This window comes from Mongoliitalea sp. (assembly GCF_054166905.1).
This window is the reverse complement of sequence record NZ_JBSZCK010000019.1, coordinates 22411-37849: the sequence shown is the minus strand read 5'-3', so window position 1 is coordinate 37849 and position 15439 is coordinate 22411. Positions and strand designations below refer to the sequence as shown.

12 protein-coding genes and 1 tRNA gene are annotated in these 15439 nt (G+C 38.3%); 2 read left to right on the top strand and 11 right to left on the bottom strand.

Translation table 11 applies throughout. The features are described 5' to 3' along the window. Positions 1–287 precede the first annotated feature (287 nt). Entirely contained in the window at positions 288–1655 is a 1368-nt protein-coding gene (locus tag ACXIUD_RS06570) for an AAA family ATPase (protein ID WP_458051828.1), read from the top strand. Then, a complete protein-coding gene (locus ACXIUD_RS06565) occupies positions 1636–2316 on the top strand; it encodes an RloB family protein (protein WP_458051827.1) in 681 nt (226 codons plus the stop codon). The genes ACXIUD_RS06570 and ACXIUD_RS06565 overlap by 20 nt, the downstream gene beginning before the upstream one ends. A gap of 6 nt (positions 2317–2322) precedes the next feature. Here ACXIUD_RS06565 and ACXIUD_RS06560 read toward each other — a convergent pair whose 3' ends face one another. From ACXIUD_RS06560 to ACXIUD_RS06510, 11 genes are all read right to left on the bottom strand, one after another. Then, on the bottom strand, positions 2323–4083 hold the full coding sequence (locus ACXIUD_RS06560) for a hypothetical protein (protein ID WP_458051826.1): 1761 nt from the start codon (positions 4081–4083) through the stop codon (positions 2323–2325). Continuing rightward, positions 4084–5202, bottom strand: coding sequence for a HigA family addiction module antitoxin (locus tag ACXIUD_RS06555; RefSeq protein WP_458051825.1), 1119 nt, complete (start codon positions 5200–5202; stop codon positions 4084–4086). Between the two features lie 43 nt (positions 5203–5245). Continuing rightward, positions 5246–5581, bottom strand: coding sequence for a type II toxin-antitoxin system RelE/ParE family toxin (locus tag ACXIUD_RS06550; RefSeq protein WP_458051824.1), 336 nt, complete (start codon positions 5579–5581; stop codon positions 5246–5248). Positions 5582–5708: 127 nt separating this feature from the next. Continuing rightward, entirely contained in the window at positions 5709–8585 is a 2877-nt protein-coding gene (locus ACXIUD_RS06545) for an SNF2-related protein (protein ID WP_458051823.1), read from the bottom strand. A 235-nt stretch (positions 8586–8820) separates the two neighbouring features. Continuing rightward, positions 8821–10038, bottom strand: coding sequence for a site-specific integrase (locus ACXIUD_RS06540; protein WP_458051822.1), 1218 nt, complete (start codon positions 10036–10038; stop codon positions 8821–8823). Between the two features lie 353 nt (positions 10039–10391). Then, a tRNA-Ser gene (locus ACXIUD_RS06535) sits at positions 10392–10482 on the bottom strand. Positions 10483–10555: 73 nt separating this feature from the next. Next, a complete protein-coding gene (locus tag ACXIUD_RS06530; protein WP_458051821.1) occupies positions 10556–11635 on the bottom strand; it encodes an asparaginase in 1080 nt (359 codons plus the stop codon). A 4-nt stretch (positions 11636–11639) separates the two neighbouring features. Then, entirely contained in the window at positions 11640–12413 is a 774-nt protein-coding gene (locus ACXIUD_RS06525; RefSeq protein ID WP_458051820.1) for a TatD family hydrolase, read from the bottom strand. 61 nt (positions 12414–12474) lie between these two features. Then, entirely contained in the window at positions 12475–13590 is a 1116-nt protein-coding gene (locus tag ACXIUD_RS06520; RefSeq protein ID WP_458051819.1) for a glycosyltransferase, read from the bottom strand. Then, complete coding sequence (locus ACXIUD_RS06515; RefSeq protein WP_458051818.1) at positions 13587–14207, bottom strand: polysaccharide deacetylase family protein; 621 nt, start codon at positions 14205–14207, stop codon at positions 13587–13589. Before ACXIUD_RS06515 ends, ACXIUD_RS06520 begins: the two co-directional genes overlap by 4 nt. Positions 14208–14220: 13 nt before the next feature. Next, entirely contained in the window at positions 14221–15432 is a 1212-nt protein-coding gene (locus tag ACXIUD_RS06510) for a PP2C family protein-serine/threonine phosphatase (protein ID WP_458051817.1), read from the bottom strand. Positions 15433–15439 lie beyond the last annotated feature (7 nt).

Below are 15439 nucleotides of genomic sequence, written 5' to 3'. Positions count from 1 at the left end.
AAGGGATTTTGGGGGTATGTTCCAATTTTACCTTCCATTCGGTCGCAAATTGTCACTATTTCTTTTGGGCATCTAGCTAAAGGGGGTTAAGTTTCTTTTTTTAATAGCTAGTTATTGGCTAAAATTCATTTAAACAGTTTGGTTAATGATTGTTTTGAGACAGGCCTAAGTTTAAACATTCCTCATATAATCACGTGAAAAAAATTCTAAAACAAAAATAAAAAGCGTAAAATAACTGGACATACGTGATAATCACGTATTTTTGTGTGAAATTTTCACGCAAGACTATGATTATTCGCTTCGTTTTAGAAAATATTTTCTCCTTTGGTGAAAGGAAAGAATTCAATACCCTTCCCAATACCCGATTGAAAACATTGGAAAGTCATACCTATGAATTGGGAGATATACAGCTATTGAAGTTGTCGGCCTTGTATGGGGCAAATGGTGCAGGAAAGTCCAATCTTTTCAAAGCAATCTATTTATTGCAGCGATTGGTCTTGGATCAAAAAATTCCATTTGGGCTAAGAGAGAGTAGATTCAAGTTTGCTGAAAACCCCCATACCCCTCAGCTGCTAGCAGTGGAGTTTGTGCAAGAGGAAAAGGCCTATTACTACGGGATTGAATTAATTGGAGAACGGATCGCAACAGAGGAATTGTATCTTTCAGGGTTGGGGAAAAAGCCGGACATGTTGATTTTTGAGCGAAAAACAGCTGAGTCCATGGAATCGTCCATGCAGTTGAGTCCTGAATTTGAAAAAGATGAAAAAAGCCAATTGCTAAAATCGGTTTTGTTAGAAGACTTTGTGAAACCTGATGAACCGGTATTTAAATTACTTTCCAATAGGGACAATAAGTTTTTGGGAAATGTTAAGAAAGCCTTTCAATGGTTTTCTGATACCTTACAAATCATCACTCCAGATTCTAAACCAAGGGCACTAGCGCATCGAATCGATATAGACGAGGAATTCAAAAGCTATGCAGAAGATATGATATGTTCTTTTCATTTGGGCATTCAATCCTTGTCCACAGACAAAATTCGCGTAGAGGATTTTTTTGGAAAGGACAATGAAAATGAACTCAACGAACTCGTAAAAAAAGTAGAAGAATCTCCCAATAAAATGTTTGGCTTGAGAAGTAGAAGAGGCGATGAAATTGTATTGGTCAAGGAACAGGGAGATATCTGGGTGAAAATCCTAAAAATAGCCCATAAGGGAAAAAATGAGCAAGTCGCAAAATTTGATTTGGATGAAGAATCTGACGGAACGGTTAGATTGCTAGACTTTATACCAGCTTTTAGAGCCGTTGTTTCAGAGCCAAAGGTTTTCTTGGTGGATGAAATCGAGCGAAGTATTCATCCTCTTTTGATCAAAGAATTGGTGCGGAAGTTTTCCCATGATTCCCAAACCCAAGGTCAGCTGATTTTTACCACCCATGAATCCAATTTATTGGACCAGGAACTGTTTCGGCAAGATGAGATTTGGTTTGCAGAAAAAAACAGGGATGGTGCCACAGACCTGTATTCATTGAGTGATTTCAAAGAGCACAAAACCATTGATATACGAAAAGGCTACCTCAATGGGCGATACGGTTCCATACCGTTTTTAGGAAATCTAAAGGATTTAAATTGGCATGATTATGTTACTGAACAGGCATAGACTCTTTGAAAGACAAGCACCTAGCAGGGAAGCCAAGAGCATTTATATTTTTTGCGAAGGCAAGAGGAGGGAAAAACATTATTTCGATTATTTCAAGGAGCTTGATTCTCGTATCAATGTAGAGGTTTATGAATTGGATGATAAGGAAAACAATTCTCCGCTAGGACTTCTCAAAATTGCTCAACGAAGTGTTTTGGAATCAGACGACAATCCAAATCCTATCTATACTTTTCAAGAAAATGATGAAGTTTGGATTGTATTGGATACTGACCCGGACAAACATGACTCAAGAAAGGGGCAAATTGAACACCTAAGAAATGAGATCTCGAAATTGGAAGCTTGGCGCATTGCAGAAAGCAATCCCTGCTTTGAGGTATGGTTATATTATCATTTATATGAACAATTGGAGTCTATAGAATCCAGTGAAGTTTGTAAAGATTGGAAAGAAAAAGTGAATCAAGCCATTCCAGGCGGGTTTGACTCTAGAAAGCATCCAATTTTTATACAAAGGGCAACTGTCCATGCAGAGCAAAATTTTAAAAGTCTTGAATCAGGACATCCATCCGTAGGATCTACAGAAGTGTATCGGTTATCCAGAAGTATTCTTCCTTTAATTCAAGACAAAATTAGGGAGGCCTTGGAGAAGAATGGATTGGTTTGATTTAATCTACTTTACAAACTTTCTAAAGGCAGAAACGATTTGGAAGATGAAGAAGGCTAGTACTATCCTCTGTAAACCATCCCAAAATCCTAGAGCAAATGAATTTTCAGCTTCTGGAAATAAACCACTGATTCTTCTTGCTGGATTGAAAAGACTTGGCCATACTGCTCCATAATTGCAGAATTTATTTCCAAAAGTTTTAAAGCTGATGAAATCACATTCTAAACAGCAAAGTGATATTTCAGAATCCGCAGCCATTAAAATTAGCGGATAAAATGGAAATGTCGTAAATGCTAAAATCAACACAAGAGGTAAGAACCAGTTTTGACCGTGATTATTGGTAAGTCCTAAACAAAGAGTTATCCTGTCTATTGTCCACCATTTTTTATTTAGAACTTTGAGTGCATTGAAATAAGCTTTTAACTCCCTAGATTTAAATTCTAAGGCCGAAATCCTGTCACCTTCCTTTTCACTGGCAAGTTTTAACTGCCTATAAAGTTCCCGTCTTCTTAAACATGTGTTTGGGTCTGATTCACCGTCTATTTGGAGTGTATTATCCTCAAACCATTTTATTGATGAGGTTTTTAAATCGGACACCAAACTGTCTTTCCAAATAATTTTAGAGAACGATTTAAAATTAAAATTAGAAAGCACCCATGTCCCAAGATTTGAATCAGTAATTTGTATTTCTGAATTATTATCCTCTTGAAATGCTGCGTTTAAACCATTGATTGATAATATTTTTAAATTCACAAAGTCATTAAGATGAAACTTACCAAACCCACAATTATTAAAAGAAATGTTATTATCAGAGTTTGTTCCGGAAAAATGTAATTCTTTAAAATTGGTTCCATAAAAAGAAAGCCTTCCTTTAATTTGAGGTGAAAAAGGGATAGTTATTTTATTACAATTAGTGTTTTCTCCTCTTAAATAAAAACCTTCGTTTACCGTGCATCCTTTAAAATATATTTCAGGAAAAGAGTAATTAGGAAGATTCTCACTTTGTTCATCTTTGTAATCAATTATTAAACTTTTTGAGATCTCCAGATTTTGAAAATCCATTTTATCGGAAATTATTGGTTTGATTATCTTAATGTCACCTTCAAATTTCCCGGAAGTAATTGAAAGTTTATCTAAACCTTTAACTCTCCAAATATTTAAGTTGTCTTTAAAAACAAGATCCTTGCCACCGATATTTATTTGCTTGGTTTTAAAGTTATCAATGTCCGAAATTTTCCCAATTTGACAATCCTTGATTATTAGGTTTTGACAGTCGGAAACGCCTTTTAAATGGAAACCTGATTTTATTTCTGTTCTAACAATATTTAATCCACCGACGGGAAAAGATCCATTTTTTATTGAAAGTGTATTGATTAGATTCTTTATGTTTGATGATGAAGGTTTTTCAAAATATACCCCATGACTTAAAATACAATTTGTGATTTCAAGGCTGTCAATATCAAAATCTTGAAAATGTAGCCCTGGTCTAATTTGGGGTAAAGTCGGAGATTTACAATTATCGAATTTCAGACCACCTCTTACCTTTAGTGTTTTAAAAAATAAACCATTACTAAAATTGCACCCAATAAACTCGAGCCCACCTAGAAAATTAAAATCTAATAATTGGCTAACATTACTATCAAACTCTTCCCCCTCAAAAACCACCTTTTGACTACAAGAATAACCTGACGAATTAGAAGGTAAAGGTGTTTTATTTTGTGGCTTAAACCAATCTTTAACCTGTGTCGAATTAAGTGATCTTGGCATTTACAATTCAATTTTTTCAATTATCCCATACTTCACTCCTTGTCCATGACTCAATAAACCTTTGTGTTCCAGTCTTCCAACGATAATGGCTGGATGGGTATTGATCTTTTTTGCAAAAGAAATAACTTGATCGATAGACCAACCTGATGTTCCCTTGATACCTAGAAATTCTAGCTCTTCTTTCTCGGAAAATGTCATTTCTATGGCAAAATCATCAGCTTCCTTCTCTTTTACCCTACCTTCTTCTGAATAATTTATTCCCTCCACAAACAATTCCTTTTTCCCGTGCTTCAAAATATGCCCAGCCTCATGGAAAAAAGTAAACCAGAAAATATCATTTCGCTTAAACTGATTGGATAGCTGGATAAGTGGAGTATCATTCAACCATCGAGTTGAACCATGTACTTTGCTGTTGGGTAATTTTGGAGTGTACACCAATTTTACTCCAGCCTCAGCGCATAACTGCTGCAATTGAGCAAAGAAATCTTCCGGATGTGCTACCATGATGTCTTTTATTTTTTCTAGATTGGCTTTGAAAAGCTTCTTATCAAATATTTTTACCTCCATTTGTTCAGCCTGCTTTTCTCCTTGTTTTAGCCAAGCCGCTAAGGCATAGGGGTTCTTCTTTTCTTGATTAGTCAATCGAAAAGCCGAATTTTCGATGTAGGCATAGCAGGTAGCTTCATAAAAAGCATCCTTACTTCCAATCCCAAAGAATTTCAAGAGGGCATCCATCAAATCGACAACTTCCTTGGATTTTGGTAGCAACCAACCCAAAGCCATCATCTCTTTCATTGGAAAATTTTTCAACCAATCCTTCTGCTGTATTAATTGTTCAGCATCTTCGATTTCTGCCAATTCCAATCGGTAATTCCTCTCCCGCTCCAACCAAAAAGAGGCTGGAATATCCAAAGCCCGTTCCAGTTGAATAGCTGTTTCAGGAGTGATTTGAGCCTTGCCTTGAATGATTTCATTGATGGTTTTGATAGGCCTTCCCATTCTTTTGGCAAGATCAGTTTGGGAAATACCTTTATACTCAATTGTTTCCAAAAGGGTATCACCTGGCGGAGAAATCATTTCTTTGGCCAGCTGTATATCTTCGAGGGTTCGCAGTTTCATAGGGTTTGTTGTGTTGATTTGGTTTTACTGAAATCTATCGGATTTAGTGGTAATCTTCTCCGATAGCAGTTATGGTGATTGCTGTGACCGTGGTCCAATCGAGGCCTCCGTCATCCTTTTTTGGAGGAGGATCGTGATCTGGTTTAAAAAAGATTCTATGGTTTCCAGATATATCCACTGCTAAATATCCTTTAAAGTTTTCTTTTAATTCATGACACCTTGCCGCAGGAATCTTTCTTAGGATTTCCAAGTTTTCGGCAGCTTTCATTTCTTCAAGCCTTTGTATTACTTTTTTTGCCCTTGTTCCATAATTTTTGGAAATAGCCTTGAAGTCCTGCGTGGTTTTTTCGAGTTTTTTTGGTTGGTAGTTAATCTTCATGACAAAGATAGTGTTTTAATTTTTTCTTTAACCCTAAAGGTTAAAATAAAATTACTAAAAAATGTTAAAATAGATTAGTCGATAATTGGCTTTATGGTAATTTAAACCATAACAAATTAAATGACAGTTATATAATTTTCCATCGAATGGTGAAAAGAGTCTTAAGTTCTTCTCCTTGATTGAGCTGGTTCTCTACTTCTGAAAGTAATTTTTCCTTTTGTTGTTCGATGGAATCCTGGGCTTCAAAGAGCTTTTTCCGCTTCTCATTTCTTTCTTTTTCTAAGTCCTTGACCTCTCGTTGGGCAGCTACCTTGGCTTTGAGTTCAGTGATTTTCCTTGCTTCAGATTTCTTTAGCTTTATTTCTGCATCTAAATCAGCTAATTCTTTTTCCAGACTGATTTTCATATCATCTGCCCAGTGGTCCAACTTTTCGTATTCTTCACTGAAATACTGGGTGTTTCTTTCCATAGACAGTTCTTGGGCCTGCTTGAATTCAGTTTGAATCATTTGATGAAGCATTTCTTTTTCTTTCACTGGAAGTGTTGTTTCATCAATAACATGAGCTTCCAATGAAAAGAAGCGAGGAATAAGATCAGCAGGTAACATTTCTCCATCATCGCTTAGACCAGCGGCGATCAGATAATCTTCGTCCTGAAAGGATTTGATGTATAGACGGCTTAACTCTAGCCATCCACTTTTCCCGACAAAAGGTTCCAAGAGCGTGATTTTTTTAGGAGTACTTGTATAATCAAATACGACTTCATTTGAGGGAAGCAATTTTTCATTCCAATGAGAAAGGATAGCCTGAGCCAAAGGATGTTGGGTACGGTACGTGTATTGATGAGAATTCTCTTGTTTTCCGATTTTATAATTACCAATTGATGTTTGAAAAAGAGGCTCTTGCAGTTCAAAAGACAGCTCATCTTCATTAAATATAGCTTTGCCATTTAATGCAAACTGTGTCAATTTCCACAAAAAGGATTCGTATTTTGAAATGTACTCCCTACTCTCCATCAGATTGACCCGAAGCTTTTCATGAACTTCTTCATCAAAATTTTCCAGCAATTTCTGTTTGGTCGTGGTCATCTGTTGAGAAATACTTTCTTCCAATTCCTGCTGTAGAAGATTGAAACTCTCATTAATTTCCTCCTCCGTTCTACTTTCTTGGTAAATCTGGGCTATTCTCCGTTCGATATCCACACCGGATTCTATGGAACCCAAAACTTCATCCGAAGCACCAAACACTCCATTGAATAAATTGAACTTATCATTCAATAATTTATAAACTCGTTCGTCTGCGGCATTCCTTTTATTGAGGAAGTTAATTACAATCACATCGTATTTCTGACCATAGCGATGGCATCTTCCTATCCGCTGCTCGATTCTTTGGGGATTCCATGGCATATCGTAATTGACCACAATAGAACAAAACTGCAAGTTAATTCCTTCTGCGGCTGCTTCAGTAGCGATCATGATTTCTGCCCTTTCTTTGAATTCATCTACCAAGGCCGCTCTCATATCAGCAGTAGGAGAACCTGTGACTTTATCTGATTCCTTATTTGCAACAATCCATTTTTGGTAGATTGATTTGGATGCTTTATCTGTGTTAGTACCGTTGAAAAGCACAATTTTATCTTTATACCCTTTATGTGAGAGTAATTCTAAAAGGTAACTTTGGGTACGTTTACTTTCCGTAAAAATGATAGCTTTCTTTGGAGCACCTCTTTTTTCAGCTTCAAGGAAACCTGCTTCAAGTGCAGCAGCTAGCTTTTCTCCTTTGGCATTCACTTCAATTGACTCTGCTAAATCAGCAAAGGTGCCAAGAAGCTCATATTCTTCCTTGACTTCAAGGAGTTCAAGTTCAGTTAACCAAGTTTCTTCAGGGGTATCTTCTTCTTCACCCCATTCATCTTTAAGTTCATCATAATCTTCATATTCCACTTCCAAAAAACTTTCCCATAGATTTTCTTCTCTTTCTTCATGGCGTTGGAGTATGGCCCCCAATCTTTCCTGCATTTTCCTAAATGTACCTGAAATGGCAAAAGAGGAAGAAGCCAAAAGTTTTCTCATGACCAAAGTCATAAGCTTTCTTTGGGAAGCTGGGAGAGCATAGGATTTTGGTCTTTGTAAGTATGAAGAAACCAAATTGTACAATTGTTGTTCCCTGTCAGAAGGGAAGAATTCAAATACGAAAGCTTTTCTTTCTGTGTATTTGATATATTCGAGCACCTGCCTTCGAAGCGTACGGATGGATACAGGTTTAAGTCTTTCCTTCAGTTCCTCATATATACTGGGGTCTGGACTGGTTTCCACCCTACTGTATTGCGCTTTGAAGCTTTTCAGATCACCAAATACATGGTCATCAATAATGGAAACCAAGCCATAAAGTTCCAGTAAAGAATTTTGGAGTGGTGTGGCGGTCAACAAAACTTTAGGAAAGGGCTCTAGGGTTCTTTTTAGGACATTTGCAATGATATTCCCAGGCTTATAAACGTTTCGTAACCTATGCGCTTCATCGATTACGACCAAATCCCAAGGCGTATGTGAAATATAAGGTGCTTTGCTTTTGGCAAACTGAAAAGAAAAAATGATAATCAGATCTCTTTGCTCAAATGGATTGAGATTGCCATTTTTTATAGTCTCATTAAAGGATTTGGATTCCAAAATCACAGATGGAATAAAAAACTTATCCAATAACTCCTGACCCCATTGCTTTCGTAGATTTGCAGGGGAAATGATTAGAATTTTTCTTTTACGCTCAGCCCATTTTTGGGAGATCAACAAACCTGCTTCGATGGTTTTTCCAAGCCCTACTTCATCAGCTAAAATAGCTCCTTTCGAAAGAGGTGATCTAAACGCAAATAAAGCAGCTTCCACTTGATGGGGGTTCAGGTCAACCTGCGCATCCACGAGCGCAGAAGCTAATTTTTCCACCGAGTCAGACGGTACTCTTTTAGTCAATTCAAAAGCGAAGTATTTTGCATGGTAGGGGGTTAGTGGCATGGTTTTGATTTTTTTAGACTATAAGAATACCGGTCAATATACACTATAGAACCTAAAATTAAATTTTCCTCAAGAATTCATACTTAAGAATAATGAAAATAAAAAGAGTTTAGTTTTTAATAGACTGTTCATGTTACAATTCAAAAATCTTTCTAGAAGGTAGATTTGTGTTTTTTCGAAAGTCAAATAAATGATTGATTTTTATCTAAACTTTCTGATGATTTTAACTTTACTATTACATCTCCATTTTATTTCTTAATGTCCGCATATCCTCACTAACCTTTAAATCAACAATTTTAGCATAATGCTGCGTCTGTTTAAGCGATTTATGTCCTAACATTTTGGATACAGTTTCAATAGGGACACCGTTGCTGAGTGTTACAGTAGTGGCAAAGGTATGTCTAGCAATATGAAACGTAAGTTCCTTTTTTATACCACATAAATCAGCAATTTCTTTTAAATAAGCATTCATCTTCTGATTACTGAGCACAGGCAAAATCAACCCTTCTGCCTCACATTTAGGGTGATCTTTGTACTTATCCATAAGCTTTTGGGCTTTGGGAAGCAAAGGAAGCCGTACACTTGATTCTGTCTTTTGGCGGTTGGTAGCAATCCATTTTTCCTTATCCATTCCAACAAAAATCTGATCTCTTCTAAGCTTCTTAACATCAATGTAAGCCAAACCAGTATAACAGCTAAAAAGAAAAATATCTCTGATTTGTTCCAGCCGTGCTATCTCAAAAAACTTCTGCTCTAAGGCGTCCAATTCCTCTACTGTAAGGAAATGCCTAGGAACTTCCTTTTTAGCCATTTTAAACCCGATAAATGGATCTCTTACAAGCCAACCTCTTTTGATGCAGCCTAATACGATTTTTTTAAAATTTGCCAGATACTTTACCGTTGTATTGTGTGCACAACCTCTTATAGATTTTAACCAAAAAGAATAATCCGAGATGAAATCATAATCGAGTTTTTTGATTTCAATGTCATCTTTCTGATACTTCCATTGGATAAACGCTCTTGTATGCTCAAGTGATGTCCTGTATCGTTCTAATGTGCCCGCTGCAAATTCCTTCCCAACCAAGGCTTCCATTTTTTGATTATGCTCTGCAAATATTTCCAGGATCTTTCTGTTCTGTTCAGATTTACCTTGAAGAACATTTTTGATATTTTCGAGAGAAATCTCTTTATCATTATCTAATAAATATTTTCTTACTTGATGAACTTTTAGCTGCAATGTTTCCAAATACGAATTAATCATACGAGCCTCTTCAGTTTTGCCTTTCACTCTATTGGCGGAGGCCATCCATTTATCGGGATGACATTTGTATTTGGTTGACATTTCAAATCGCTGGGAATCAACCGTGATTCTCATGTAAATAGATTTCAAACCATTTCTATCGTTTTTTGAAGGTTTGAGATAATACAGCAGGGAAAACGTTTTTTCAATCATGTTTACTCACTTTAAAGGTTTAAATTACTATTTGGTGAGTCTTTTGGCAAGATATTCAGCCCTAGAACATGTTGATTTTCAGTTTCTTAAACCCCTCCTAGGTGAGTCTTTTTTTCATCTAAAAAGACTCACCTAGGACTCACTTCAATTTTGGGAAAAATTGAAGATTTTGGCTTAAAAAACAAAAAGACCTGCATTCGCTGAGTGCAGGTCTTTTTAGCTGATAATTTGTGAAAATTTGACGAAAAACCGCTTAAATACGATTTAAACTGGGTTTTTCACTTGTAGAAAAACTTAATAAAGGAATTCAAAAGCTTAATTTTGAAGGCTTTTGAAGGCTTTGTTTTTCTACCTGGCAGAGAGGAAGGGATTCGAACCCTCGATACCCTTTAGGGGTATACACGCTTTCCAGGCGTGCTCCTTCAACCACTCGGACACCTCTCTGTGTGGTCGATTCTCAATCGGAGTGCAAAGAAATGAATTTATCGCAGCCTTTGCAACTATTGCCTGAAAAAAATCAACTCATCCCTATCAAGGACATCTCCCCTGCTAACGGGGTGATGAGTTTTTGCTTGATCAATTGCTTATTGGTTTCGTTCCCCAACAAAAACATCATCTTCGTAATCGCTGCCTCTGTAGTAATATCCCCTCCACTCAATACACCCATATCCAACAAGTCTTTACTCGTCTGATAACGTCCTTGAATCACCCGACCTCCGTTACATTGAGATACATTGAGGATAATCAAACCCTTGGCAATGGCTCGTTTGATGGAACTTGTAAACCAACTATCACTTGGGCTGTTACCCGAACCGTAGGTTTCCAAGACTACTCCCTTCAAACCCTCCATATCAAAGCAAGCATCCAATACTTTTTCTGTAATTCCTGGAAACAGCTTGACAATCATCACATGATTATCCATTTTATTGCTGTAAAAGAGTTTTTTCCCTTCATCGAAAGGCTGTATAGCCGCAAAATTGTAATCGATGATAATCCCTGCTTCCGCCAAAGGAGGATAGTTTTCAGATTCAAAGGCATCAAAATGCACACTTTGCACCTTTTTACATCGGTTACCCCTGAGTAGCATGTGATTGAAAAAGATACACACCTCAGGAACAATCGGGCGTCCATTGGCTTTTGCTGTCGCAATTTCCAAGGCGGTCATCAAATTCTCACGAGCATCCGAACGCATGGCTGAAATCGGTAATTGCGCTCCTGTAAAGACTACCGGCTTGGTCAAACCACTCAGCATATAGCTCAACATAGAGGCAGAGTACGCCATGGTATCTGTCCCATGCAAAATCACAAAGCCATCATAGCTATCGTAATTCTCATAGATGATATAAGCCATATCCACCCAATGCTGCATATTCACATTAGAAGAATCAATAGGCTCAGGGAAGGAAATCACCGTAATGGCGATATTCATATGTGTGAGCGTAGGAATTTTGTCCAGGATTTGCCCAAAGTTGAATGGAACCAAGGCGCCTGATGCATCATAGGACATACCCAAGGTTCCTCCGGTATATATGATCAGTACCGAAGAAGTAATCTCACTTTTGGCAACTGTATTGAGACGTACAATTTTATAATTCATAGGACTAAGAGATCGGGTGAAAAATATTCAGGGAATTTTTTGTAGTTACAGAAGCCACCTCGACCAACGGTTTCTCCAAAATATCTGCCACTACCTGGGCAATCAAAGGAACATACTCAGGCGTATTTCGCTTACCTCGGTGCGGAGTAGGTGCCAAATATGGGCCATCTGTCTCTAACACCAAATGTTCTAGACCAATCGCAGGTAAAATCGGCCGTAGCCCTCCGTTTTTGAAAGTAGCAACGCCTCCTATTCCCAAAAGGAATCCCAACTCTACAACTTTTTGCGCTTGCTCCAAAGTTCCAGAAAAGCAATGAAAGATCCCTTTCAATGTTCCATCCTGTTCTGCTTGGATGATTTCCAATACTTCCTCCATACTTTCCCGGCAATGCAAGACAATCGGCCAATTTTTCGCTTTTGCCCATTGGGTCTGAATACGGAGGGCCTCTTTTTGTTGCTCGAAAAAGGTCTTATCCCAATATAGGTCAATTCCTGTCTCTCCAATAGCGGCAAAAGCCCTTTTGGAAATCCAGTCCTCCATGATGTATAAGTCTTTTTCAAAATCCTTACTCACATCGCATGGATGCAATCCCATCATTGGGATACAGACACCTGGGTAGCGGTGTTCGGCTTCCAGCATCGCATCAATGGAAGGAATATCAATATTGGGCATGTATAATTTCTCTACTCCTTGCTCTATAGCAGACTGAACAACGGTATCGCGGTCCTCATCATACTTGGAAGAGTAGATATGCACGTGGGAATCAATGTAAGCCACAGGTGTCAATAGGTTTAGTCGATGTAGAGATAAAACACTATTTGAAGAAAGCTTGTTCGCCTTATGCGTATTTTCTGCCTTTCCAAACTGTTTTACCAGGCCAAAAATAATAAACTATCGTACACCAAGTGGTAAAGAAATAATAAAGTTCAAAAAGGCATAAATGCCAAATTTTCATTTTTTTACGGGTTTTTGAAGCAAAAAATAAGAGAAAAAGAGACTGCATTAGCAATTTGAACAGCCAAAGAAAAATTCCTTTCCAAAACGATAAAAAAACAAGCATCAAGATTGCTGGAAAAAACAAGACTTGCAGCCCCAATAAAACTTTCCAATAGAGTGGAAGTCCCATAGCTCCACGCATCCAGCGCTTGCGTTGCTCCAATAATCCACGGTATCTTGGAATCGGCTGTGTCTGAATTAAATTCTTCTGACTGACCAAGTGTATATGCTTCCCACCCACCTTTTTGATGCATCGAGCCATCTCAAAGTCCTCTGTCAAGCTGTGATAAGTCTGCTGAAAGCCCCCAGTCAATTGATAAAAATCACTTCTAATCAACATATTATTCCCCATAGAGGTGATATTGGTTCCCAAGTCAGATACAACTTTGACCATCCCAAGATTCAACCACCAATCGAGGGATTGCATGACTGCAAATATATTGGTTTCTTCCACCTGAGTGACCCCTGTGACCATAGCTGCATCTGCGGATATGGCAGCTCCAACCATGGATGTGACCCAACTCGCGGGCACTTCACAATCTGCATCTGTAAATAACAAAAACTCACCTGTAGCATGTTTACACAAGTGCTGCAAGGCCCAAGCTTTCCCGTTCCCAGTAAAATCATCTGGTTTATTCAAAGAAAAAAAACTCACATGCAAACGTGACTTGGACCATGCCTGTAACAGCTCTCCCGTCCTATCCTGAGATCCATCATCTCCGAGCAAAAGTTGAAGAGAATCAGCTGGGTAGTCTAATTTATCTAAAGACTCCAAAATCTTGGGAATTGCATTCTCTTCGTTGCGGAAAGGAATTACTATGCTGACGAATGGCAATTTTGCCTGCTGTTTACTAGAAAGGAGCTCAAACGACTTAAAATTCCACTTTAAAAAACCCAACAACAACAAATCCTGAACTATCAGCCCAATCACAATCCCAAAAACCACTCCCTCTATCATAAACTAGCTGTTACAAACCCTTGATCCTCCACCCAACTCAAAAAATCCGGGAGAATTTTCCTGATTTTATCACGTGTTTTTTCTTGATCGTGAAAAAGTACGATACTGCCTCCCTGTGTGTACTGCTTGGCTTTCTGCAGACAAGTTGCCGCATCTTGTTGCATATCATAATCCCCGCTCAATACATCCCAAAGGACAATTTCAAAAGACTCTTTCAAACTGCCATATTGCAACCTGCTCATGAGCCCATAAGGTGGTCTAAATAGAGTGGGAGAAAAATTCAACTCATCTTCCAAGCAATGTTGACAGCGAATAGTATCTTTCAGGTAAGCCCAATGGGAGGTTTTGGTACCTTTTAGATGATGAAAGGTATGGTTCCCAATGCTATGTCCTGCATCCAACACCTCTTTTGCTAAGGAAGGGTTTTTTCGAATATTGTCTCCTACCGTAAAAAAGGTGGACTGCATGTCTTTTTTTGACAATTGCTCCAGCACAAAATCTGTTACTCCGGGCACAGGCCCGTCATCAAAAGTTAAATAAATGGTAGGCGTACTTCTGTCCTTATGCCAAGTAATATCCCGCAATAAATAAGGGATCCAATCAGGTATGTGATGCATGACCACCATACGCTTAGGAAAATTGTATACTCAACAAAGTCACATCATCCCGCTGAGGGGATCCCTGACTAAAAACCTTCAGCTCCTCGAAAAACAACGCATGAAACTCATCCGGATTGAGATGCAATCTTTTCTTCACAAATTGCATAAAGCGATGATCTCCATACTCTTCCTCTTGCGGATCCATGCTTTCGGTCAGGCCATCAGTATACAAATGAATGGTAAAACCCTTTAAATGCTCACGGGTACCCAATTCCAAAAAAGGCAACTCTTCAAATGCCCCCAAAATCGTGGTCCCTGCACCTAGCAATTCACTTCTATTTTCATTTCCCCAACAAAGTACCGGTGGATTGTGTCCCGCATTAACATACGTCAGTTTTCGGTCCTTATAGTTGTAGTAACCTAAGAAAAAGGTAATAAATCGCTCTCCTTTAGTATTTTCAAACAGGGTATAATTCAACTGCTCCACAATCATTTTTAAATCGGAAGAGCTTCGCAATAAAGTTCGAAGAGCTGCTTGAAAATTGGACATCAACAATGCTGCAGGCATGCCTTTTCCCGAAACATCTGCGATACAGAAAAATACTTCATCCTTGGATTTTCTTACCAAATCGTAATAATCCCCTCCTACCGTGGAGTGCGGCACATAGGTGACTTTTGCATGCAAGGGTGCTGCCTTGGGTAATTGGGCTGGAAATAGCATCCGCTGTACATTGCTGGCGATTTCTACCTCGCGATTTAATCGCTCTTGCTCCAATTGCTTTTTGGCAAAGCGTTTATTTTCCAAGGCCACCACCAGAATATTGGATAGTGCCTGAGTAAAATCCAAATCCAACTCTAAAAGCGGATCTTTTTTTCGCAAAAACAATACCGCCAACATGTTATCCTTATGGAAAACCGGTAGATAATTCTCAAGCTCAGTAAAAGCATATCGCTGATCCACCTCCAGGTGTAGCGTACCAGCATCTTTATCGTAAGCTACTGATTGATGTGGAATAAATTCAGGGATACTTCCTTTGAGTCCATGGGAAAGTTTTCGTTCATAGCCATCAGGCCCCTGAATGTATAAAAGAATGGATTTGATATTCAAATGCACTAAGCAGGTAAACTTGAATATGTCCAGCAATACATGGGCAGGCTTGTTCTCATTGATCGCTTGTGTGATCTCCAACAGAGCCTTGAGCTCCAGTTCTTTTTTATGATATTTTTCTGTTTGCAGCGTCAATGTTTGG

Coding starts and splice junctions, on each gene's coding strand:
- ACXIUD_RS06555 (WP_458051825.1), bottom strand. CDS start 5,202: ATGAAACTGCGAACCCTCGAAGATATACAGCTGGCCAAAGAAATGATT.
- ACXIUD_RS06515 (WP_458051818.1), bottom strand. CDS start 14,207: ATGCATCACATACCTGATTGGATCCCTTATTTATTGCGGGATATTACT.
- ACXIUD_RS06540 (WP_458051822.1), bottom strand. CDS start 10,038: ATGATTGAAAAAACGTTTTCCCTGCTGTATTATCTCAAACCTTCAAAA.
- ACXIUD_RS06530 (WP_458051821.1), bottom strand. CDS start 11,635: ATGAATTATAAAATTGTACGTCTCAATACAGTTGCCAAAAGTGAGATT.
- ACXIUD_RS06560 (WP_458051826.1), bottom strand. CDS start 4,083: ATGCCAAGATCACTTAATTCGACACAGGTTAAAGATTGGTTTAAGCCA.
- ACXIUD_RS06550 (WP_458051824.1), bottom strand. CDS start 5,581: ATGAAGATTAACTACCAACCAAAAAAACTCGAAAAAACCACGCAGGAC.
- ACXIUD_RS06520 (WP_458051819.1), bottom strand. CDS start 13,590: ATGATAGAGGGAGTGGTTTTTGGGATTGTGATTGGGCTGATAGTTCAG.
- ACXIUD_RS06565 (WP_458051827.1), top strand. CDS start 1,636: ATGTTACTGAACAGGCATAGACTCTTTGAAAGACAAGCACCTAGCAGG.
- ACXIUD_RS06545 (WP_458051823.1), bottom strand. CDS start 8,585: ATGCCACTAACCCCCTACCATGCAAAATACTTCGCTTTTGAATTGACT.
- ACXIUD_RS06570 (WP_458051828.1), top strand. CDS start 288: ATGATTATTCGCTTCGTTTTAGAAAATATTTTCTCCTTTGGTGAAAGG.